This is a genomic window from Shewanella schlegeliana (assembly GCF_016765635.1).
GTDB classification, from domain to species: domain Bacteria; phylum Pseudomonadota; class Gammaproteobacteria; order Enterobacterales; family Shewanellaceae; genus Shewanella; species Shewanella schlegeliana.
This window is the reverse complement of sequence record NZ_JAESVD010000003.1, coordinates 334474-357088: the sequence shown is the minus strand read 5'-3', so window position 1 is coordinate 357088 and position 22615 is coordinate 334474. Positions and strand designations below refer to the sequence as shown.

25 protein-coding genes are annotated in these 22615 nt (G+C 45.1%); 9 read left to right on the top strand and 16 right to left on the bottom strand.

What is annotated here, in order from left to right; translation table 11 throughout:
* Positions 1-139 precede the first annotated feature (139 nt).
* The 3 genes from JMA39_RS07020 (at position 140) to JMA39_RS07010 (ending at position 1411) form a co-directional block, all read left to right on the top strand.
* Positions 140-436, top strand: a complete 297-nt coding sequence (locus JMA39_RS07020) for a DUF134 domain-containing protein (RefSeq protein ID WP_202721115.1) — start codon at positions 140-142, stop codon at positions 434-436.
* The gene (locus JMA39_RS07015) at positions 433-966 is read left to right on the top strand and encodes a NifB/NifX family molybdenum-iron cluster-binding protein (RefSeq protein ID WP_202721114.1); all 534 of its coding nucleotides are present in this window, start codon (positions 433-435) and stop codon (positions 964-966) included. The genes JMA39_RS07020 and JMA39_RS07015 overlap by 4 nt, the downstream gene beginning before the upstream one ends.
* Before the next feature lie 121 nt (positions 967-1087).
* Positions 1088-1411, top strand: coding sequence for a hypothetical protein (locus JMA39_RS07010; protein WP_202721113.1), 324 nt, complete (start codon positions 1088-1090; stop codon positions 1409-1411).
* Positions 1412-1492: 81 nt separating this feature from the next.
* On the opposite strand, the gene JMA39_RS07005 is transcribed toward JMA39_RS07010, so the two are convergent.
* From JMA39_RS07005 to JMA39_RS06990, 4 genes are all read right to left on the bottom strand, one after another.
* On the bottom strand, positions 1493-1702 hold the full coding sequence (locus JMA39_RS07005; protein ID WP_012278778.1) for a TOBE domain-containing protein: 210 nt from the start codon (positions 1700-1702) through the stop codon (positions 1493-1495).
* A gap of 265 nt (positions 1703-1967) precedes the next feature.
* Positions 1968-3104, bottom strand: coding sequence for a 23S rRNA (uracil(747)-C(5))-methyltransferase RlmC (gene rlmC / locus JMA39_RS07000; RefSeq protein ID WP_202721112.1), 1137 nt, complete (start codon positions 3102-3104; stop codon positions 1968-1970).
* A gap of 250 nt (positions 3105-3354) precedes the next feature.
* Positions 3355-4524 (bottom strand): MFS transporter, encoded by a 1170-nt coding sequence (locus JMA39_RS06995; RefSeq protein WP_202721111.1) that lies wholly within the window; start codon positions 4522-4524, stop codon positions 3355-3357.
* Between the two features lie 394 nt (positions 4525-4918).
* A complete protein-coding gene (locus JMA39_RS06990; protein ID WP_202721110.1) occupies positions 4919-5956 on the bottom strand; it encodes a class I SAM-dependent rRNA methyltransferase in 1038 nt (345 codons plus the stop codon).
* Positions 5957-6161: 205 nt separating this feature from the next.
* Here JMA39_RS06990 and JMA39_RS06985 point away from each other — a divergent pair, with 205 nt between their 5' ends.
* A complete protein-coding gene (locus JMA39_RS06985) occupies positions 6162-6755 on the top strand; it encodes an alpha/beta fold hydrolase (RefSeq protein WP_202721109.1) in 594 nt (197 codons plus the stop codon).
* Positions 6756-6886: 131 nt separating this feature from the next.
* Here JMA39_RS06985 and JMA39_RS06980 read toward each other — a convergent pair whose 3' ends face one another.
* Positions 6887-7837 (bottom strand): helix-turn-helix domain-containing protein, encoded by a 951-nt coding sequence (locus JMA39_RS06980; protein WP_202721108.1) that lies wholly within the window; start codon positions 7835-7837, stop codon positions 6887-6889.
* 177 nt (positions 7838-8014) lie between these two features.
* Between JMA39_RS06980 and JMA39_RS06975 the strand changes: the two genes are divergently transcribed.
* From JMA39_RS06975 to JMA39_RS06965, 3 genes are all read left to right on the top strand, one after another.
* Positions 8015-8857 (top strand): glycine zipper domain-containing protein, encoded by an 843-nt coding sequence (locus tag JMA39_RS06975; protein WP_220741545.1) that lies wholly within the window; start codon positions 8015-8017, stop codon positions 8855-8857.
* Positions 8858-9321: 464 nt separating this feature from the next.
* The gene (locus JMA39_RS06970) at positions 9322-10860 is read left to right on the top strand and encodes an FG-GAP repeat domain-containing protein (RefSeq protein WP_202721107.1); all 1539 of its coding nucleotides are present in this window, start codon (positions 9322-9324) and stop codon (positions 10858-10860) included.
* A gap of 207 nt (positions 10861-11067) precedes the next feature.
* Positions 11068-12435: a hypothetical protein gene (locus tag JMA39_RS06965; protein ID WP_202721106.1), complete on the top strand. Its 1368-nt coding sequence runs from the start codon at positions 11068-11070 to the stop codon at positions 12433-12435.
* A 146-nt stretch (positions 12436-12581) separates the two neighbouring features.
* Here the strand turns inward: JMA39_RS06965 and JMA39_RS06960 are convergent, their stop codons facing one another.
* Positions 12582-12797, bottom strand: a complete 216-nt coding sequence (locus JMA39_RS06960; RefSeq protein WP_237732691.1) for a transposase — start codon at positions 12795-12797, stop codon at positions 12582-12584.
* Positions 12798-13257: 460 nt separating this feature from the next.
* Here JMA39_RS06960 and JMA39_RS06955 point away from each other — a divergent pair, with 460 nt between their 5' ends.
* Positions 13258-13932 carry an OmpA family protein gene (locus tag JMA39_RS06955; RefSeq protein WP_202721104.1) on the top strand — a complete coding sequence of 225 codons (675 nt, stop codon included), beginning with the start codon at positions 13258-13260 and terminating at the stop codon, positions 13930-13932.
* Positions 13933-14166: 234 nt separating this feature from the next.
* A complete protein-coding gene (locus tag JMA39_RS06950; RefSeq protein WP_237732689.1) occupies positions 14167-14958 on the top strand; it encodes a molybdate ABC transporter substrate-binding protein in 792 nt (263 codons plus the stop codon).
* A gap of 65 nt (positions 14959-15023) precedes the next feature.
* On the opposite strand, the gene mgtE is transcribed toward JMA39_RS06950, so the two are convergent.
* The 10 genes from mgtE to kdsC all read right to left on the bottom strand — a co-directional run bounded on the left by mgtE (position 15024) and on the right by kdsC (position 22614).
* Complete coding sequence (gene mgtE, locus JMA39_RS06945) at positions 15024-16388, bottom strand: magnesium transporter (protein ID WP_202721102.1); 1365 nt, start codon at positions 16386-16388, stop codon at positions 15024-15026.
* 97 nt (positions 16389-16485) lie between these two features.
* Complete coding sequence (locus JMA39_RS06940) at positions 16486-16761, bottom strand: HPr family phosphocarrier protein (RefSeq protein ID WP_202721101.1); 276 nt, start codon at positions 16759-16761, stop codon at positions 16486-16488.
* On the bottom strand, positions 16748-17602 hold the full coding sequence (rapZ, locus tag JMA39_RS06935; RefSeq protein WP_202721100.1) for an RNase adapter RapZ: 855 nt from the start codon (positions 17600-17602) through the stop codon (positions 16748-16750). The genes JMA39_RS06940 and rapZ overlap by 14 nt, the downstream gene beginning before the upstream one ends.
* A gap of 208 nt (positions 17603-17810) precedes the next feature.
* Positions 17811-18254: a PTS IIA-like nitrogen regulatory protein PtsN gene (gene ptsN / locus JMA39_RS06930; RefSeq protein WP_202721099.1), complete on the bottom strand. Its 444-nt coding sequence runs from the start codon at positions 18252-18254 to the stop codon at positions 17811-17813.
* 2 nt (positions 18255-18256) lie between these two features.
* The gene (gene hpf, locus JMA39_RS06925) at positions 18257-18544 is read right to left on the bottom strand and encodes a ribosome hibernation promoting factor (RefSeq protein WP_202721098.1); all 288 of its coding nucleotides are present in this window, start codon (positions 18542-18544) and stop codon (positions 18257-18259) included.
* A gap of 30 nt (positions 18545-18574) precedes the next feature.
* Positions 18575-20038, bottom strand: a complete 1464-nt coding sequence (locus JMA39_RS06920) for an RNA polymerase factor sigma-54 (RefSeq protein ID WP_202721097.1) — start codon at positions 20036-20038, stop codon at positions 18575-18577.
* A 137-nt stretch (positions 20039-20175) separates the two neighbouring features.
* Positions 20176-20907, bottom strand: coding sequence for an LPS export ABC transporter ATP-binding protein (lptB, locus tag JMA39_RS06915; protein WP_202721096.1), 732 nt, complete (start codon positions 20905-20907; stop codon positions 20176-20178).
* A complete protein-coding gene (gene lptA / locus JMA39_RS06910) occupies positions 20904-21443 on the bottom strand; it encodes a lipopolysaccharide transport periplasmic protein LptA (RefSeq protein WP_202721095.1) in 540 nt (179 codons plus the stop codon). The genes lptB and lptA overlap by 4 nt, the downstream gene beginning before the upstream one ends.
* 65 nt (positions 21444-21508) lie before the next feature.
* On the bottom strand, positions 21509-22066 hold the full coding sequence (lptC, locus tag JMA39_RS06905) for an LPS export ABC transporter periplasmic protein LptC (protein ID WP_202721094.1): 558 nt from the start codon (positions 22064-22066) through the stop codon (positions 21509-21511).
* On the bottom strand, positions 22063-22614 hold the full coding sequence (gene kdsC, locus JMA39_RS06900; protein ID WP_202721093.1) for a 3-deoxy-manno-octulosonate-8-phosphatase KdsC: 552 nt from the start codon (positions 22612-22614) through the stop codon (positions 22063-22065). Before kdsC ends, lptC begins: the two co-directional genes overlap by 4 nt.
* Position 22615 lies beyond the last annotated feature (1 nt).

Sequence of the window (22615 nt, the reverse complement as noted above, 5' to 3'; positions counted from 1 at the left end):
AGTGTGATTCTCACCGCAGTTTGCTCGCAAAACATCACTAATAATAGGTGTTATTGGCGTAGGCCAGTAACGCCTGCAGTCATATATTGACGACAGACAAAAGTAGAAGCGCAATTCACTAATCGAAGGGAGTATTGCTGTGGTTAGACCTAAGAAGTGCCGCCGCTTAAGCAGCTGCGTGCCATGTAGCTTATTTAAACCTAATGGCATTCCATCGAGTGAGCTTGAAAAAATCCAGTTAGAAGCTGATGAGTTTGAAGCACTCAATCTAGGAGATGTACAAAAGCTGAGTCAGCTCGATGCCGCGGCATCAATGGGGATCTCACGGCAAACCTTTGGTTACCTGTTGGCGAGTGCACGTAAGAAAGTTGCGACAGCCGTTACTCAAGGAAAGGCGCTTTTACTCCCTCAGAGCATTAACAAGGATTTACCATGATTATCGCAATTCCAATGAGTCGAGAGCGTTTGGCGACTCACTTTACCAAAGCGCCTGAGATCGCTTTTTATGACGAACAACTGCAATTAATCGCTCGCTTTGAGAACCCTGCAGTGGGCGGTGGCTGCAGCGCTAAAAAGGCGATGCTAAACCTTATCATCGATCACAAAGCAGATATTGTGGTGGTACAGCATATTGGTGAACGTATGCTTGGTAAGTTACTCGATGCTGGGATGAGTGTGAGTCAGGCTGATAACAGCTTAGATTTGTCTGAGCTTATTCGTAGAGCAAAAGATCTGAATCACCGCTTGGTGGATGCCTCTCAGGGGCGAGCCTCATTGAATCATGAGAAGAAGGGCGGTTGCTGTGGTGGTTCATCTGGCGGTTGTGGCTGCAGCGGTGGTTCATCGGGTGGCTGTGGTTGCAGCGGTAAAGCTGCATCGGCGAATAGCCTAGATCCAAGGTTACTTAAGATGCCATCGACTCAGCAAACTGAGGTGCAATACGCGGGCTTTAGAATGATTAAATAATATAAGCAGCCTAGGAATTAAACTCAATAATTGATAGCGGTGACCATCGTCGACTTTACATCCTGACAGAAATATCCGATGTTAGTGATAGATGTGGGTGTTTTTTGAACAGGAGGGCGGGATGGCTGTATTGGTTATGGGGTTTATCATTCTGTTTGTGGGTTTGGCCTTTATGGGCTTGCCGGAGTTGAACCGCGTACTAAAGCAACATGATAGGGTGCTATGGGATCGGCTACTGGGGTCCCAAGGCTCATTTATCTCCTCCTTCGATCGCACGACCTTGTTTATTTGGACGCTGGGACGCGGGTTTGAAAACTGTGAACATATCGATATTCAGTATCAAGGCTTGTTGGCATATAAGCGTGCGACACGGGTGAAATATACGATTTTGGCAGGCGTATCCTTGATTATTATCGGCTCAGTTATCTCCTTGATGGGAGCCTAGCTATTTAGCTTAGTCGTAGAAGATTGAAACAAAAAAGCCGCAAACACCAAGGTGTTTGCGGCTTTTTCATTAAGCATTTGCTTAGTCTACAGCAACCATTACGTTGCTTGCTTTGATGATCGCGTATGCTTGACCACCAACAACTAGACCTAGTTGCTCACAAGACTTCTTAGTCACAACTGAAGTGATTTCAACACCCGGTGCTAGTTCGATAACAACTTCGTTGTTTACAGAACCTTCGTCGATTGATTTGATAGTACCGTTTAGTGTGTTACGTGCGCTGATTTTCATAAGTATACCCTTAATAATAAAGGATTAATTATAAAGGGCTTATCGTAAGATAGATATCGATTACGGACAATATGTCGCATTTACTTGAATTTGGTCGCATTTGCTTATCCCAAATCTTTTTTTTTGGAATCTAGATCGTATCTGGCTAATTTTTAAATGATTATCCCGTAGCTAGATTTACTTATACTGAGATTAAGGGGGGATGGATAGGAGAAGTATATTAAGGCTTAGGGTTAAGCCTTAATATTGGGAGGTGTTGTGGTGATTAAGCGTCTTTAAGCAGCATGACTAATACTTCGAAATGGTCCGTATGAGGGAACATATCGAAGAGTTGCACTTTCTGAACTCGGTAGCCTTGGAATTTGGCTAAGTCTTTGGCCAAGGTGTGTGGATTGCAGCTTGAGTACAGGATGGCTTTAGGGGCGAATGCCGACAGTGACTGACACAAGCTTTCACCAATGCCACGTCTTGGTGGATTCACTATGACCACGTCAGGCTTATCTTCGGCATCACAGCCTTGAGCAAAGCCGGTCGAGTCCAGCGCGGTAAAGCTAACTTGAGTTAAGCCCATCGCCTCTGCCGATAGCTTGGCGCAGGTGATCGCTTCGGCCGAGATCTCAATCCCGGTTAATGTACTCTGTTTCGATGCGCAGTGCAGACCAAAACCACCAACGCCGCAGAATAGATCCCAAAGGGTATCGGGTTTAAGCTCTGCCACCCACTCGCGGGCCGTTTGATAAAGCTTGGCTGCTATTTCTGGGTGAGTCTGAAAGAAGCTCTTTGGTCGAATGAACAGAGGTACATCATTAAACTGTTCTGATAAGCGTGTTTCCTCGGTGAGGAAAAGCTCCTCTTCCCCTTCGAGAATAGCCATATGCACAGGCTGAATATTTACCGATACCACTTTAATCTGTGGGTACTCGCTTAATAGCTGGGGTAGCTCTCGCTCTATACGCTCGATAGATTTGTGAGATCTGAGTACAAAACGCAGCAGGTATTCACCCTTGATCTGACTGCGGGTTAGCAAGATGAACTTAAGCTCACCTTTTACTTTATCGACATTGTAAGGCGGTATGCCTGCTTGGCGCACAAAGCGTTCTAGTCGGTGCAGCAGCTGCTGCATATCGGCAGGATATAAGTTGCAATCACATAGGCTGACAGGCTCGCCCGTAGGAGTAACAATACCTAAGATGGGCTGATGCGCCGCGCCAAGCACTACCATTTTAGCTTTATTGCGAAAACCACTATCAGGACCAAATACAGGAGCGTGCCACTGCTCAACCTCGAAGTCGTTCAGTAATTGCTTGAGTACTTGGGACTTAGCTGCAACTTGTTCAGGCATGGGTTGGTTTATATGGCGGCAAGAAAGACACTGCTGCTGATCAAAGTGGGCACATTTCACTGATTGGGTACTCTAAAGCGTTAGAACGATAATATTGGCGACTATTTCTGTTAGATACTATTTTGAGTAACTATCCCAAGTAACTGTTTTAGTTTAGCTATCTGTTAAAGAAATTCATAAAGTAGCTATTTTAGTGCTTTTTCACTCAAAAATCGCCCCTTGTGGGTAAGAAGTCACGGTTATTTTTGGTGTGCAGCAGATAGCAAAAGCGCAGCTTACGCTGCGCTCTTTATATTACTCTAAGTGGCGACTAACCAATTGCAGGAGTGTGTCCGCTACGGGTGTTTTGCAGACTCTTAATCAACATGTAAATTGATGTCGTCAGCAATACCACCGCAAGATAAGTGATCAGCGAATGCGCTGAAGTACTGCTGTGCTCCGCAATGACGGGCCCAAATACCGAGCCGACACTGTAGCTAAGTAGCATAAGCTCTGTCGCAGCAACAATCTTCTCTAGTACCATCGTCTCACAGGCTAGCGAGATAGCAATAGGATAGAGCGCAAAGCAACTCGCACCGAGTAAGAAGTAACTTACAGTGATAATTGCAATTGAGGTGCCGTCGGCGATACCAACGATACCGATAGTACCGAGTAGGCAAAATAGCGCCATCAGCAGGCTCTTACTAACTCTTGTCGACAGGTAGCTCACCAAAGGTTGTACTAACATACCACCTAAGATAATCACCGCCATTAAAAATGCTGTTCGTTCGGTACTAGCAAACTGGCCATTGATATAGCTTGGCATTAGGCCATAAATTGGTCCTAACAACAGGCCTGAGACTAAGCAACCGATCACTGCTGGTAAGCTGATCTTTTTCACTTCGCGCATGCTGATCTTCTCATGCTCAAGACTTTCTGGCTGACCTTTTTTGATTAAAAGCGGTGGCAAGATAGCTAACATGAGTAAAGCTATAACCCAAAGGAATGGGGTAACACCATTGATGCCTAATGGTCCAATCGCTAGCTGACCCAGCGCAGTACCACCGTAGAGCGATGTCATATACAGGCCTAAACGCTTAGCTCTCTGCTTTGCGCTATCGGCCATCAGTAGCCAAGACTCAACGACCACAAAGACACCCGCAACGGCAAAGCCGGCGAGGAAACGTGCGGTTAGCCAGACTGCTGCTGTCGGCATAGCCAGCATCGCAACGATTGTCAGGGTTAACATCGCAAGAAAAAGCATCAGTGAAATTCTGTGGCCTATCTTAGCTACGATTGTTTGAATGCAGGTTGTACCAACTAAGATACCTAGATAGAAGATGCTAGCTAACCATGCGACTAACGAACTATCCATGCCAAATGATGCAAGTGACAATGGAATAAGACTCATTAGAAAGCCTGAAGCGATAGCAAAAAACGATAAACCAGCAACAGGTACGAAGGTACTGTTTTTGTGTGGTTTGCAGGCAGAAATGTCCACCTTTATCTCCTATAGATTGATACTTATTAAAGTTTAAATGTTGGTTTGAGGAGGCGGATTTTATGCTTTTAATATGGAAAGTAAAGTTTAATTTATGTACTAAGAAATAAAAAACTATTTTTTAGATTACTTTGTTTCTATATGGCTGATTTTTATGCGTTAAACTTTTATTCGTCTTTGCTTAATTTAGGCGGGTTTTTATGGCTGTGGTGACATAGGTTTCTAAGTCGTTTTGTCGCAAAGGATTTAGGTTTTCCGGCTGGCGTTAACTGTTGTTTATAGTCCTTTGGGAGCTTGGTGGTTAATAGATGGTTAAAAAGGCGGGTTTGTTGGCCGCCTTTTTACTGCTTGAAGTTTTTTTCACAACCGTGTTTAATCTGTTGCCTAAAGCGGGTTAGCTTAATTGTAATGCCACTATCTTTAGTGGATGATTTCCATCAAATGAAGGGAAGTCTTCATGGCAATCTAACCAAGTGTGCTGAGTGACTTCACGGCCCTGTTTCTCGACGCAGCGCACTAAGCTGTTAAACCATTCATCACGATCGACTTTTGCTACATTATTACAGCACACGATAGTGCCACCGGATTTAGTCGTCAGTAGCGCTGGCTTAAACAGACTCTGATAGTCATTGATGAGATCGACGATTCCAAAAGGACTCTTAGCGTATCTTGGCGGGTCGAGAAAGACCAAGTCAAATTGAGTCGCGCTAAGCTTAGGGTAAGAGGGGAGCTTTTGATTGCGACGTCCGCCTACTTTAAGGCCTGCCAACTGCCTTAATGCAGGAAAGGCATCACTTTGAATAAATTCACACACATCTTCAGCTTGGTTTAACGCCGCATTCTTACGACCCGCCGCTAAGGCAAATGAAGAGAAGTCGACGTTGACGACACGCTTAGCACCACCGACAGCTGCAGCCGTACCTATGCCGCAGGTATAGGAGAATAGGTTTAATACACTCTTATCGTGGCTGTTTGCGGCAACATATTCACGACCTACGCGCATATCTAGAAATAGTAGCGGGTCTTGGCCTTCATGGCGTAACTTGCTAGTAAACTGGATGCCATTTTCTTGCATCTGCTGTTCGCTGGTGGCGAAGCTCTGAAGCTCTTCAGATAAGTGGTTTAATACTCGAGAGTTTTTGTCTGAGCGATCGTTGTAAATCACTGGCAAAGGCGCAAGTTGTTCTAGTTGTTGGCGAATATCTTCAATCTCTTCCTGAGTCAGAGATTGGTGAAAAGTTTGGATGAGCCAAGCATTGCCGTAGCGATCGATATTGAGCCCATTACAACCTTCTACAGTACCGTGAAATACGCGGTAACAATCGGTATCTTGCGTCTCAGCTTGCTTTAGAAATGCGGCACGCTTAGCAATGGCTTGGGTCAATGCTTGAGAAAGAGGTATAGCTACTGGGTCCGATGTAGTGATCGACATAAATATTAGGCTCATTAGAAATAGTGTCAGAGGTGACGCCGCTAATGATAGCAAAAATGTACTAATAAATACCCTCAATCTTTAATGAACTCATGCTTGGCTACCTTGGCAAAGAGAGCGTAAGCGGATCGTTTCATTTGACTCTAAACTGAATTTGGCGCAGAAATAAATCTGGGTCTTTGTTGTCACTTGTGACTGAGGGAATATGAAAGTCGTATTGGTACATGGCATCTTTAATACTGGACATGTGATGCGCTTGCTGCAAAAGCGACTACAGCGAGCGGGACACGAATGTTTTGCCCCTACGATTAGTCCTTTTGATGGTCGCCACGGTATAGAGCATGCGGCCGAGAGTTTACGTCAGCAGATCGACTGTAGGTTTGGTTGTGCTGAACAGATAGTGCTAGTGGGCTTTAGTATGGGCGGCATTATCGGACGTTATTACCTGCAGTACCTTGGAGGCGCTCGGCGAGTCAGCCATTTCTTTAGTCTATCTACACCTCATAATGGCAGTTATTTAGCTTATCTGCCCTATCCCTCAAAAGGCATTAGGCAGTTAAGGCCTAATAGCGCTTTTCTGGCTGAGCTTGCGGAGTCTGAAGCTGCTTTAGCTAAGGTGAAGCTCTACTCTTATTGGACGCCTATCGACTTTACTATTGTGCCCAGTTCCAGCTCTTTTTGGCATATTGCCGAAAATAAAAGTTTTGTGATTATTCTGCATCTGACGGTCATTTTTAGCCGACGCATCGCGAAGGCGATCTGTCATAAGATTATCGAGTCAACGGATACAAAAGGTTGAGTGTATCGTCATTATGTATTTTGTTACTTCTGCTAGCTGTTGGCTGTTGAGCGTTAACTTGATTGCTAAGTTGATAGGGGCTGATGCCGTGGTTAACTAGTAGCGGCTAGCGGCTGCCGTTCGAGTTTTCGCTATTGATTATTGCGTATTAAGTTTAGAAATAGTGGGCTCGCTAGCAGTGCCTGTCGCTCGAGTTGAAATGAAACAAAACTATGGCGTTTGCCCTGATATTTGGCGCCATCGAGCCTTTCAGTTAACTCATTCCCTACCTGAACGACTTCACCACCAAGTAGCTCCATTAGCTTTAAGCCAATATCTGAGCGAGCCTTAAGGCCTAACCGACTATTTTTAGGATCTTCGGCTAAGGTCAATAATAGTTGTGCGATAAAGTCATCGGAGACATGTCGGCCGCCTAAATAGGTACTTAATAGATACAGAGATCCCGTTTGCTCTTGGCTGAGTAGGTTCGCTGGCTTTATTTGGTCGTCACGCAATGTTCCTTTAAGCAATTGCTCTAAAGTGTGATCGCTTATTTTTAGCATGATAATGTGCCCGGCCAAAAGGCCACCGACCATATAGAATGCCACTTGCGTCGAGCTGACTTTGGCTAGCTCCGCAAGAAATTCTGCAGTCCAGTTTTCACGTCCTCGGCTTAAATTCGTATGATAGTTAGCGATAAGCTCATACATTTTTGGCGCTTCATCTGCTTTTTTGCACAGCCTGTCGAAACGGATATCATCGGTGGGAATATAGGGGTGTGCTCCCATAACATGATTGTAATTAAGTTGCTGGTCGACGAACTTATTGAAGGCATCTAGGGAGGGTAATTGTTTTAGATTAAAGTCGGGATCGCATAATAACTGATGCGGTTGATCATTGAAAAACTCCATAAGGGCAACTTGGCGGCGTAAGTTAGGGCTAACCTTTGCTCGTTCCCAGCGGCTGATTGTCAGTGGGTCTAGTTCGGCAAAAAGAGGATCATAATTGATCAAAGCTGTCGCAAGTCCTTCTTGAGAAAGGCCCGCCTCGGCTCTTCTTTGCATAATGTAATCAGCGATATCGACAAATCTATCTGTTCTCATCTTTTGAATTTCCCTAGGCACGGCGATAATTTTTTTTCTTAATCATGCCCTAATGCCTTCTTTGCCATTTTGATTAAATAGGCCTTAACAACGGCGTGTGAGTATATAAACGAATACTGCTTTGCTAAAAATTCTGCGCCACTCTTCAAGATACATGCTAAGCCGAGGAAAAACACTATGACTGATAACAAGATAATGCTTTTTCAAAGGATTAAACCCGTAAAAACATTGGGAGCACTGCTGTGTGTTTCTATGTTGATGGGCTGCGCTAACTCGGCGATAGAGAGTGCAGATGGCCAAGACCCTAACCGTGGTATGAAAACGGGGGCGGCGGGTGGCGCTTTGCTGGGACTCGTCATGGGGGCCGCTGCTGGAGACGCTAGTCTTGCAGTTAAAGGTGCTGCTGTTGGTGCTGCGGCGGGAGGGCTTGCAGGAGCGAGTGCTGACTACGCTAACGATAGAGAAGACTACCGTAATGAGAACGGCAATAAGAATATCAACATCAACGGACTGCCAAGCCAAAGTGTGAATGCGGGAGCGAGCAGTTCAGTTGCGGCAAACTGGGATCGTTTAGATGACTTTAGTGGAGAGTGGCAAGTTAATATTTGGGCGGTAAATTCCGATGGGGAGCGTATTGAGGCGACAGCGCAAGCTCAAGGCAACTTGATTCGGACCACTGCCACCGAGCTTTCAATTAAAGCGCTCAATGTGAATGGCGTCGACCAAGCAATTGCTGGCAATGTCGAACTCGCTTACACCCCTGATATGGGTTACAGCTTACAAACTGAGTTTAATGGTAATGATAAACTGAGGTTTACGGGAGAGTTTCAGTCTCAACAACAGCGTTATAACTACTATCCTGTCGGTGTAAATGGCCAAACATACTCGGGAGATGATCGCAGCAAATTGAGATTAGAATTAAGGTTTGCCGGTAAGGATGTGTTCTTAGTTGATACTTTCTCTGTGGTAAATGGCCAAGAAGTGCAGATCCAGTCTTACAGGTTCACTCGCCAGAGTTAGATAGGCATGATTTAGTTACAAAAGGGTTTAGCATCTATTGCTAAACCCTTTTGTTTGTTACGTGTTGGCCAAGTAGGCGCTATGACTCTTCGGTTACAGGCAACATCAGTCGAGCATAGCAGCCTTTAGGCGCCATCTCGGACAGGCTAAATTGCCACTGGTAACGCTGACATAGGCTATCGACAATTAGTAGCCCAAGGTCGTGACTCTCTTCATTTCTGTTTTATGGTTTGCACAGTGGTTTTAATCGCCCGTTGCTGTGCTTTTGTTTGTGCACTTATCGTTGCTTGGCTGGTCTCATCATTAACTGGTTTGGCGCTAATCGCTGGACCTATCGAGCCGTTACTCTTGAATAATGCTCAAAATACTCAGGCTTATGTTACAAACTGTTAACTAGTGGTTTTACTTAGGCTAGAAAACCGCTAGTTTCACTCTCTATAGTATTTATGGATGAGGTGGTTAACATGAAGTTCTTCAATATGAGAGCAGTTTTAATTGGAGGTGGCGTTTTGTGCCTGCTGGCTGCTTCGACATTACCACTATCCGCTCAAGCGGCCTCTAAGGCATCGTTAAGTTTTATTGAAATGACAATCGATGCGCCTTTTGAGCTGACTCACCCCATCATAGCTGCTGATCTGCTGCCAGAGCCGGGTAAAGAGTTAGTGGTATTTGGTGTCGATGATTTGAGTCAGCGCTGGATGGCTATCTATGCGATTGAAAAGGGGCGATACCAACTTGCAATGAAGCGTGAGCTTCCTCAAGAGCTACATAGCTTTGATATTACAGAGTTTGTGCCTGGCAAACTACAGCAGTTGTATTTCCTTTCTCAAGATGAGCTAAGCCTGCTTGTGAGTAAGGAGAATAGCGCTAAGTTATATATTGAAACTGTGGCCAAGATTAATTCGTTATCTTTTAAAGAGCGGCCAGACTTTATCAGCCGCGGTGAGTTTATTCAGGATCTTAATGGTGATCACCTCGACGATATCTTGATCCATGACTTTAATCAGCTACATCTATTTTTGGCTAAAGAGCAAGGCTTTGAACGTCAAACCCTACCGATAAAACCGCAGTCTCGTCTATTTGATGATGGTGCCACCTATACCCAATCTAAACTCTATATCAGTGATATTAACTTAGATGGCTTGGTGGATATCGTGAAGATTGGTGAGGGGGAGTTAGAGGTCTATAAGCAGAATCAAACTAAAGACTTCGATCAGGTAGCAGAGTATATCTCGGTACGCCAGCCTATCAGTGGCATTGACTGGTGGAATAAGCGCGATGCCTACGGTGAGCAGTTAGATCAAAGTGAGCTGGTTTATCGCAAGGTGGAGCAGCTTAAAGATCTTAATGCCGATGGGGTGACCGATATGGTGATCCGTTACACCAAAAGCAGTGGCGTATTCGACAGGGTGAATGATTATGAGATCTACCTCGGTGAGAACCAAAAAGGCGCCTTGGTCTTCCCCAAGATGGCGAGCAGTGTGATTAAAGCCGAAGGTACGCTCACTGGCTTAGAGTTTATCGATATCGATAGCGATAACCGGGATGAAGTGATGGTGGCGGGATTTGATATTGGTGTTTCGCAAATTATTGGTGCGTTACTCTCGGGCAGTATCGACCAAGATGTGCATCTTTTTAAGATGGATTCTAGCGGTCGATTTAGTGATGACTCCAATGTGACAAAGGAGGTTGAGCTCAGCTTTAGCTTTAGTTCGGGACAAGCGGGTACTCCAGTGGTCAAGCTTGCGGATCTCAACGGCGATGGCCTTAAGGATCTTTTATTGTCGGAGGGTGAGTCGACGCTAAAGATCTATTTAGGCCAAGTGGGCAAGCGCCTATTTGGCTCAGATCCAGTGAAGCATCGTTTGCAACTGCCGGTGGATGGCAACATGTTAATCAGCGATGATCTCAATGGCGATGGCCGAGAGGATCTGCTGATCAAGTATGGTCGCCAAGACGATAAGAAGCTCTCTAGGCAGTTCAGAGTGCTGCTAGCGAGCTAGCCTCAGCTCATCCAGTCTAGATAAATGATAAGCGATCCTAATCGGGTCGCTTTTTTATTGGAGTCACAAAGCAACAGCCGATACTTATCTTGCACTCATTTACAAAGCTATTCATATCCTTGCCGATAATTTCACTATCTGACAGTTCTTGACGTAAATCTTAGGTCATAAGAGGTGCACATATTGCGAATTAATTAAGGAAGATAGATGAAACAAACACCATGGCGTTATATCGGCTTATCAGCAGTGATGGCGACAGCAGTCGCTTGCAGTTCTGATGACAGTGAACCTACCAGCAGTGGTAGCTATATCCAGTATTACAACGGCTCGGCAAACAGCACCTCGACAGCGCTAGTTCTCGATGATTATGCCTATTCAGAGGTGAGCTTTGCCGACTCTCTGCCTAGGTATGAGTACGGGACGGGAACAACCAATCTCGAGATCCGTGGCCTAGATGCTCAAGGCGATGAGCTGAGTATCTATCAATCGACGATAGGGCTAAGCAATGCTGACAATCACCTTTTCATGTTAGTGGGCGATTATAGTGAGCCTGAATTTGTCGATATCGTCTACAGTCGCAGTGAGATGGATGAACTCAATAGTGATGAGAGTGGTGACTATAGCAAGATGCAGGTATTAATCGCCCATGCTGCGATAGGGGAGTCTAGTTTTGACCTGTACTTTGGCAAACAGGGGGAGGGGTTTAGTTCGGCGGTCATGCTGGACTCCATTAGCTACAAAGATCACAGTGATGAGCAGATGTTTGATACTGGGGAGTATGTACTGTATCTCACCGAAAGTGGTAAGGCTGAGCCCGTGTTTACCACCGCGGCAATGAAGCTAACTGATAACACGGTATACAAGCTTATTATTCGCAACAGTTTTGGTCCTGGGCTACCTAAGATCACGGTCGATAATGTCGACTCAACAGGCACGCCGGATCCCTATGTCAATATTGATGCAAATGCGGAGTATCGGTTGTTTAATGGGCTCAATAATACCCACAGGATCGATGCTGAGCTAGTCAGTAATCAGGAGTCGCAGTATCTATACGAGCTTGAGCAGAGTCAACTTACTGAGTTTAAAGAGATAGGTTACAACGATTACGGCGTTACTATTACTGACAGTGCCAGTAACCAAGTATTGGCCAATAACCTGTTGATCACCTTTAACCAAGATGAGAGTAAAACCATTGTGGTTTATGAGGATGAGTTAGGTGAAGCAAGGGGCATGACGATCACCCATGATCATCGACCAAGAGCATTCGAGCATCAGATAAGCTTGGCTAATCTTGTGCCGGAGTTTGAGGAGTTAATGATCTATTTTGTGCGCTCGAGTGAAACTATAGAGTCGGCCGAATATAAGCTATCAGGAGTTGAGTTTACTGAGCTCAGTACTATTAGTTTACCGTCAGATGACTATGAGATAAGTGTGGTATTTAAAGATGAAAATGACACCTTAACTTTGCTATATCAGTCAGCAGTGGTGCAGTTTAATCAGGCAGGTAACTACACCATGGTGTTAAGTCCTGATGACAGGGAATCACTAGGTTACCAACTGGCCACTTTTCAGTAGCCGATATTGACTGGTGATGGGGTGCAGAGGCGAAATTCACATTAAGCGTATTTTATTTGTATAGAGTTAGCGCGTTAATTTTTTGATTTCGTGTGGGCGAAAGTAGTGTTTCCCGCCTCTGCTTAACAGGGTACAGCCTGTTAAATCTAGCGACGACTGAGCAGCTGTTTAATACGTAAACTTAGCTGTTTAGTCTGTTTCAAAATAGGAAGCGAACCTTTACTGGTTCTTTGCTCGCTTTCATGAACAATCTGGTAAACGGTTTTAGTCGATAGGCCATAATCTTTGGCAACGTCCGATAATAAACGGCCGTTATTTTTCACTTCGTTAATAACTTTGAGGTTAAGGTTGATAGCATCCATCGGCATTCTCTTCTCTAATTCTAATGTTGGAACATCAGTAGTTTGTACGTCTTTGAGCGTGGTGACGGAATTCCCTAGACAGGCTGTTAAACTTGGCCTTGTCGTTAATCTCTGAGCATTGTTATTAATTATTTTTATAGCCAGTGAGTACTCAATAATGAGTATGCTTAATGTGTGCCAATTTGGCATGATATTTAAATTTATTATATTTCATGTGGTTAGTTCTGCTTACGTCTAATTTGGTGCAAAAGGTTCAGCCATGCGCGCCCTAAATTGGGGCGGAGTTGCACCATCAAGGTGCGCTGTCTTTGTTGTTATAGCGCGATATCAGTTTGTTTGTTTTTAAACCAGTTAACGGCGTGACCATTGTCTAATTCGCCGTGCTTTATATACTGCTTTAAAAATACAACTTAATAGTGGTCGCTTTTGCCGAAGGTAAGGGCAGTTAGGGGTAGTAAAAATGAGTGTAAAACGCAGTTCTTTTTTGGTTGGCGGCTTAATCGCTACCATGTTGGTCTCTGGTTGCCAAACAACCAATCCTTATACTAATGAATCTCAAAACGCTAAGGCGACTAACGGTGCATTGATTGGTGCAATCGCAGGTGCAGCGATTGGTGTTGCCTCTTCGAGCAAGAGCGATCGCGGTAAAGGTGCATTGATCGGTGCCGCATCGGGCGCAGCACTTGGTGGTGGTATCGGTTATTACATGGATGTGCAGGAAGCAGAGTTACGTAAACAGCTGCAGTCATCAGGGGTTAGCGTGACTCGTAGTGGCGACAATATTATTTTGAACATGCCAAATGATGTCACTTTTGGGGTGGATCAAACAGACCTGAGTCAACGTGCTCAGCAGGTGCTTAACAGTGTAGTGCTGGTGGCGCTTGAGTATGATGAGACTAAGCTCAATGTCATGGGGCATACCGACAGCTCTGGCGCCGAGTCTTATAACCTAAGACTGTCTCAAGTCCGTGCCAGTGAGGTAGCAAACTACCTAACGAATCATAAGGTGCCAGCTCAGCGCGTGGCTTCCCACGGTATGGGCGAGTCAAAGCCCATTGCCTCTAACCAAACTAAACAAGGCCGTGCTGAAAACCGTCGGGTGGAGATTATCTTAAGCCCGATGCCACAGGCGTAAGCTTAAGTTTATATAGCATGAAAAAGCCACTCTTGAGTGGCTTTTTCTGTTTTTGGGTTTAGTCTTAATGGGGACTTTTTGTCTGGGTTATTGACTTGCTGGGTGACTGAACTCTCGCTGTTAAACAAAGGGCTTGGCTTATGTAAGAGGGTCATTGTTATTTAGCGTTAGATGTTTTTTCATTGATACAAATACTCTACTTGCATAGTTAACTTTCTAAAGATGGAAAAAATAATGAAGAAATGGATATTAGTCTCGCTTTTAGTCCTGCCTGTTGTAGCCAATGCCGATCCCATTGAACTTAGAGCCGCAGGCAGCTTGAAAAATGCCATGAATGATATTGTCACTGCCTATCAGCAAACGAGTGAGCAGAAGGTTCACGCCGATTACGGGCCCTCAGGTTTATTGCGTAAGCGTATTGAAACCGGAGAGGGGGGCGGCGTGTTTGCCTCGGCGAATATGAAGCATCCACAAACATTAAAAGCCGCTGGTAAGGGAGGCAGTGTGGTGATGTTCGCCCGCAATCAGATGTGCGCCATCGCCCAGCCAAATGTTAAAGTTAACAGTGAAGGTATACTCGCCGTTATGCTCGATCCCAATGTACGTGTGGGCACCTCGACACCCAAAGCCGATCCGTCAGGGGACTATGCTTGGAAGATTTTCGCCAAAGCAGACGCATTAAAGCCTGGCGCTAAGGCGCAGCTTGAACAAAAAGCATTGCAACTCACTGGTGGTGAGAAAAGTGCGAAAGCCCCCAAGGGCTGTAATACCTATGCTTGGGTAATGGAAAATAACCGTGCAGATGTTTTTCTCACTTATTGTACCAATGCTGTCTTGGCGCAAAAAGAGGTGACCGATCTGCAGATTGTACAGATGCCTGCTCCGTTGGCTGTCGGCGCAAATTATGGCTTGATTGTACTCGACGATGCTCAAGCCGATGCGTGGAAGTTAGCCATGTATATTCTGTCGGAGCCAGGACAAACTATTCTGGCAAATTACGGCTTTGACGCACCATTAAAGCAGTAGCCGCTCTGAAGCATAGAGTTAAAAAGGCCGCAATTGCGGCCTTTTTACGTACTTGATATGAAAGGTTAATGCATCAAGAAAACGGTGGCTAAACCTAGGAAGGCAAATAGACCGATAACATCGGTCACCGTGGTTAACACCATACCGCCTGCGAGTGCCGGGTCGATATTCATTTTCTTTAATATGAGTGGAATACTGGCACCAGCAAGTCCTGCCACAGTCATATTGATAAGCATGGCGCCCCCAATAAGCGCACCAAGCGCAATATCGCCTTTCCACGCCCACACAGCACCAAAGACGAGAACGGACCACAGAAGGCCGTTCAGGAAGCCAATAGCGAGCTCTTTACCAATCAGCCAGCGAGAGTTACTCTGTCCAATCTGGCCAAGGGCGATACCACGAATAACCAGTGCTAAGGTTTGGTTACCGGCCACACCGCCCATACTTGGTACTATGGTCATCAAAATGGCGATGGTAGCAAACTGTTCCAGCGTGCCTTCAAACATATTACTGACTGATGCGGCTAAGAGCGCAGCGAATAAGTTAACCGTTAGCCAAAGTGAGCGGCGAAAGGTACTCTTTAATACTGGACCAAAGGTATCAGTATCATCATCCATACCCGCCATACCCATCATAGAGTGTTCGGCGTCTTCACGAATAACGTCAACCACATCATCGATGGTGATACGCCCTAGGAGCTTATTGTTATCATCGATAACCGGAGCCGAAACCCAGTCATGGCGTTCGAACAGTTGTGCGACTTCGCTGTCAGACATGCCAACTGGGATCCCTTCAAGATCGGAGATCATGATTTCACGTACCGAGGCATCGGGGTTACAGGTCAGCAGATCGGCGATACGTACACCACCAAGTACTCGGTCGTGTTTGTCTACCACATACAACATATCGGTCGCATCAGGTAGCTCACCGCGTATTCTTAAGTAACGTAAAATCACATCGATGTTGACGTCGGGTCTTAAGGTTACCGTATCGGTATTCATCAAGCTGCCCGCAGTGTCATCGGGATAGGACAGTGCTTGCTCAACGCGAACCCTGTCTTGCTTGGTCATCGACTGCAACACTTGCTTGTAGACGCTGTCAGGCAGGCTTCGAAGAATATATGCCAGATCATCTGTGTCCATGTTTGCGGCTGCTTTAGCAACGCGCTCAGGACTCATCTGGGTGATCAGGCTATCTTTGAGTTCTTCACCAAGTTCATCGAGGATTTCACCTGTGTGTTCTTGGTCAATCAGCTGCCATAACACTTGACGGGTGCGAGGTGGTGATGATTCGAGAATAAAAGCAATGTCTGATGCCGCCATGTCCTGCAACATATTGCGGACGTGGACAAACATACCGTTGCCTAATGCTTGAGTCAGCTGATTGAGACGTTGGTCCGTTGTTTCATTATCTAAGACTTCAATCGGCATGGCTCCCTCACTGGGTAGTTTCAAAGGCGCTTATCATAACTTAACTAAAGAGTATTTGTGTGCGCTAACATAGGAAATCAAACAGGAAAATTACGAATTAATTATCTTCGTCAAATTTGGCATCAATCAATTGGCAGATGGCCTCAAGTGCCGTTTGGGCATCGACTCCGGTAGCCACTAGCTGTACTGTTTTGCCCATTCCGGTTTCTAACATTAATAAGCCTAGTACACTGGTTGCTGAGGCTTGCTTCTCTCCCTGAATAATAGTGATTTCAGCGTCAAATTCTGAGGCGAGCACCACAAGTTTTGTGGCTGCTCGGGCATGAAGACCTAATTTATTACAGATAGTGACTTCACGTTTAATGGTCGGCATTTTTAAGCTCGCGGTGACGGGCTTTTACATTGTGTTTGCCCCCTTTGAAGTGCGCGGCGAGGCGCTCGGTGATATACACAGAGCGGTGTTGCCCACCAGTACAGCCGATGGCGATGGTGAGGTAGCTGCGGTTATTACGCTCTAAATCAGGCAGCCAATTCTCGAGCATCTCTTCTATCTGCTTAATAAACTGATTGACTCTTGGGCGTTCATTCAAGAAGTCTTGCACTGGCTTATCGAGACCCGTCATCGGGCGCAGATCCGGTTCCCAGTGTGGGTTGGGTAAAAAGCGCACATCAAACATAAAGTCGGCTTCTGTTGGCATGCCATGTTTAAAACCAAATGACTCAAAGTTGATCATCAGTTGTTTATCAACATTGCCGAGTAAGATCTCACGTACCTGATCGTTAAGGTCGTAGATATTGAGGTTAGAGGTATCGATATAGTGATCGACGATATTGGCTAACGGTTTGAGTAAGCGACCTTCTAATTCGATAGCCTCTTTAAGTGATATGTTATCGTGAGACAAAGGGTGCAGACGACGTGTCTCGTTATAGCGTTTAAGCAGCACTTCATCGCTGGAGTTAAGGAAGAAACTGAGTAACTCTACCCCTTCAGGTAGAAAGGTCAGGTGCTTGGTCAGTTCACTCTCTTTCTCTGGTAGGTTACGAATATCGACACTAATAGCGACCAGCTTAGTGTTGCTCGAAAGCTCTTTGAGCAATGTGCCCATCATAGGCAGAGGCAGATTATCGACACAATAATAGCCGAGATCTTCGAGCATTCTTAATAGAACAGACTTACCTGAACCGGAACGTCCTGAGACTAAAACAAGCTTCATCGTATGATTACCTGATAGAGTTTAAACGAATGTTAGTTTTTATATGATTATATTGCACAAGTGTAAGGATTAACTTTTTTAAGGCTGAAAGCAAGAATTTGAGTGGGTAATGAAAAATAAATAATATTGCTGTAATAATTACTTAGGTCTTTAAATCATCAGAGTTTCATCTGAGTAATTCGACTAATTTAAAGACCCGAGTAAGATGCTACTGGGTAATGACTTGGTATAGTTCAGACTCGTTACTGGTCTTTCTCAATTGCTTCAGAACTACTTTATCGTTGAGTTTCTCAGCCATCGATGACAGTGTTGCTAAATGCTGCTCACACTGATCAGATGGGACTAACAGCGCAAATAGAATATCTACAGGTTGCTTATCGATAGCGTCAAATGCGATAGGAACTTCACATTTAATCAATACCGCAACTGGACGTTCAATATTTGCCAGCCTTCCGTGTGGAATAGCTATACCATTACCTATACCCGTGCTACCCATCTTTTCTCTCGCCAATAGACTTTCAAAAATCTCTTGTGAAGAAAGGGTAGGGTATTGGACAGCGGCAATATCACTGATTAGCTCCAATACCTTTTTCTTACTGCCCGGAGTGGCACAGGTGGTGCATTCCGGCTGCAGGATGGTACTTAGTTCCATCGTTAGTGTTTAGTTAGTTTCTCTTTGTGTTTAATAACCTGACGATCTAGTTTATCGATCAGGGAGTCTATCGCAGCATACATATCGGCATGTTCCGAAGTGGCAAATACTTCACCCTTTTTTAGGTGGATTTTTGCTTCGGCAATTTGCTGCGTTTTTACTACGTTCAAAATAACCTGCACATTATTGATCTGATCGAAATGTCGTTCAAGCTTTGTGAATTTCTCTTCCACATAACCCCGAAGTGAATCAGTAATTTCTAGATGATGTCCTGTCACGTTGATTTGCATATAACGATCCTCCAAGTGCCTAATTTTGAGTTATAAACTCTTACGTTGGTTTGAGGGGGGGATCAGCATTGCTTCGCGATATTTCGCGATCGTACGTCTAGCAACTTTAATCCCTTGTTCTGCCAAAAGTTGCGCCATTTTGCTATCACTCAATGGTTTCTTCTGGTTCTCAGCTGCGACTAACTTCTTAATAAACGCTCTGATTGCGGTCGATGAGCACTCTCCACCATCGTCAGTACCAACATGGCTAGAGAAGAAGTACTTGAGTTCAAAGATACCTCTTGGGGTGTGCATATACTTCTGTGTTGTTACGCGTGAAATGGTCGACTCATGCATTTCAACGGCTTCAGCAATATCATTTAACACCATCGGCTTCATGGCTTCTTCACCGTACTCGAAAAATCCTTGTTGGAATTTAACGATACAGTTGGTCACTTTTAACAAGGTGTCGTTACGGCTTTCGAGACTCTTGATAAACCATTTAGCTTCTTGCAGGTGACCTCGAATAAATTGTCCATCGGCCTGATTTGTCGTGCTACGTGCCATAGAGGCATAGTGCTGATTGACATTGATCTTAGGCATATAGTCTGGGTTAAGCTCAACCACCCAGCGGCCTTTCTTCTTGCTGACAGAGACATCGGGGATCACGTACTCGTCTTTGCTGCGAGCGATTGCCAGCCCAGGTCTTGGATTGAGCGTCTGGATCAGTGCTATTGCGTCTCGTAGATCGTCTTCTTTGAGCTTCGTCTTGCGCATTAGCTGTCTAAAGTCGCGTCCCGCAATCAGATCTAAGTAATCTTTGATCAGTAATCTAGCGTTATCAATATGCGGCGTATCGGCAGTGTACTGTGCCAGTTGGATCAGTAAACATTCACTTAAATTACGTGCTGCAACACCGATAGGATCAAAATGTTGTACGCGTTTTAAAACGGCTTCAACCTCATCCAGTTCGGTTTCTGGATCGCCCATGGCTTCGAGGATCTCCTCACAGCTCTGGGTTAGATATCCACGCTCATCTATCGCATCGATAATTGCGGTGGCGATAGCGAGATCGTTGTCAGAAAATGGTGTGAGGTTTTTTTGCCATTCAAGATGTTCGTATAGGCCTTCACTGGTTTCACCTTGAAATGGCATATCATCTTCACGGCTAACACCGGAGCTGGAGTTTGACGAGACTGTGTAGACTTCATCCCATGTGGTATCCATAGGCAGTTCGTCTGGCATGGAGTCTTGTGTCAATGCATCAGATGTTTCAACGCTGGCGCTATCTTGATTAAGATCGTTATTAGAATCGCTCGATGACTGGTCTTCATTGCCGTCGATATCACCGTCTGACTGCTCTTCATCTAATTCCAATAGCGGATTAGACTCTAATGCTTGTTGGATCTCTTGTTGCAGCTCTAGAGAAGACAGTTGCAACAGGCGAATGGCCTGCTGTAACTGAGGAGTCATTGTGAGCTGTTGACCCATTTTGAGCTGAAGTGACGCTTTCATCTTACCGCTATTCCCTACACTGTAGTTAAACGTTAAAGCTCGCTGGTTTGGCGAAGGAAGCCTAAAAACACAACACTATGATTTTATTTAGAAATGAATTCTATGTTTTGGGTTTTGACTTCCGCTGTATTAATTAACTATAGCCTGAATTGCTCACCTAAGTACACAGCCCTAACTTGCTGGTTGTCCAAGATTTCAGCTGGCGTACCTTCGGCAATGAGGTTTCCGTGACTCACGATATAAGCATGCTCACACACATCCAATGTTTCACGCACATTGTGGTCAGTGATCAGTACACCCAAGCCACGGCTCTTAAGTTGTTCAATAATTTTTTTAATATCAATTACAGATATCGGGTCGACACCTGCGAATGGCTCATCTAATAAAATGAACTTTGGATTCGCTGCGAGTGCTCGAGCAATCTCGACTCGGCGTCGCTCACCGCCCGATAATGCCATACCTTGACTGTCGCGAATGTGAGTGATGTGGAACTCTTCAAGTAAGTGTTCTAGCTGCTCTTCACGTTGCTCATTATTGATATCTTTGCGGGTCTGTAATACCGCCATGATATTGTCACGAACAGAAAGCTTTCTGAAAATACTGGCTTCCTGTGGTAAGTAGCCAATACCTTTGCGGGCGCGAAGATGCATAGGATCGAGAGTAAGATCATCGTTATCGATGAAAATCTTACCTTTATCGCTTTGTACTAGACCCACCACCATATAGAAAGTGGTGGTTTTACCTGCACCATTGGGGCCGAGTAGGCCTACAATCTGTCCTGTTTTTACGGTTAGGCTGACATCTTGCACTACGGCTCGATTCTTGTAGCTTTTAGCAAGATTCTCAGCTTTTAAGGTAATTTGAGTCATTGCTGTTCCTGCTTCTTCACTGGCGTACTAGGCTTCTCTTCCTGATAGGTTTCAGGCTGAATAATAGTGATAACTCTGTCATCGCCCTTGCCAGTACTTTCTGCAATAAGCTGCTGTAAGCCGATGTTGTATTTGATGAGATTACCAGTAACTTGACTGCCGTCTTGCTCAAGGGTTGCTTCACCCACTAAGGTCAGTGTGCGGGTTGCAAGCTCGTAGCGGATCTCTTTGGCGCTAGCGGTTGCTGGGCGACCATCTTCCATCATCTGAGTGTAAGTTGCTGGATTGCCAGTCGCGACTAGTGTCTTACCGCTTTTGTCTGCTTTGGAGAATACACGTAGTTCGTCGGCATTCATCTTAATTGAGCCTTGAGTGACCTCTACTGGGCCAAAGAAGATAACCTGATTATTCTTGATATCGGCTTCTTGACTTGCGGCGGCAATTTTCACTTCTTGCAGCAGGTCATCGACTTTAGCTACAGAGCTGAAACTCAACAGACAAAATAGGCCTGCAAGGATAGATTGATTGTATTTCATAGCGTCCTTCTACTCAGCTAAAGCGATTGTTAGCGCGAGTGCAAAAGTGTTCATGTAATAGAGCGTTATTTAGCTTCGTAGATGCCTTCTACTTGGCTAACCAGTTTAACGCTCTGAGCATTCAGATCGGCGTACAAGCCTAATCCTTGAATGACAAATTCGTTGCCTGTGACGTGGATTACTTCGTCAGAGGTCATGATCATCGTATTTAGATCAAGCTCTAAATAGCTTGTAGTTAACGTCTGAATCGGCTCTTCAGGACTGATAGAGTCGATAATAACATTGTTTTCTAAAGTTACCTTGCCAGTGACTTTATTTAGGCTACCTTTCTCACTCCGAAGGCGCCATTGGGCTTGGCCGTCATCGGGGTAGATAAGGTACACAGGCTCAGTAAAATAGGTCATGCTGACGCTATCGAAATGCTCCATGTGTTTAGCTGAAACTTTACTGTTGATTAGACCTAACTCGTTATATTGGACGCTGCGTAGGTCATCGATAATATAATCGGGTCGCTGACTCATATCGATATCCAGCTCTTGTTCACTCTTTTTAGACTGCACTTGCCAGTAGAGCAGAAGTGCAGTGCCAAAAAAGGCGATAATCGCTAGGGTAACGCGGTTCATATACTCATCCCATGGGCCGAGTCAAACTTGTCTTGGCTTAACAATAGTAGATCAGTCAGCTCACGCAGAGCACCGTGACCACCTTTAATATGGGTCGTCATCTTGGCGTGCTGTTTCACGTATGGGTGACCGTCTGCTACACAGACGGATAGACCCACCTTTTGCATGACAGGTAAGTCCACCATATCATCTCCAATATAGGCGACTTCTTCTGGAGTGACATTATAAAGTGCGAGTAGCTCATTATAGGGAGCCAGCTTATTGTCGACCCCTTGATAGATATGTGTGACGCCAAGGGCGGTAAATCTGTCTTCAACGATTTGTGATTTACGGCCAGTGATAATCGCCACATGAATACCGCTAGTGAGTACAGAGCGCACACCATAGCCATCACGGGTATGGAAGGTTTTTAGCTCTTCACCGCTGTTGCTCATGTAAACCAGACCATCAGAAAATACGCCATCCACATCGCAGATAAGCAATTTGATTTTACTGGCAGCCTGCCAAACAGAGTCACTAATTGGGCCGTAGAAACCTTGGTGAGACATG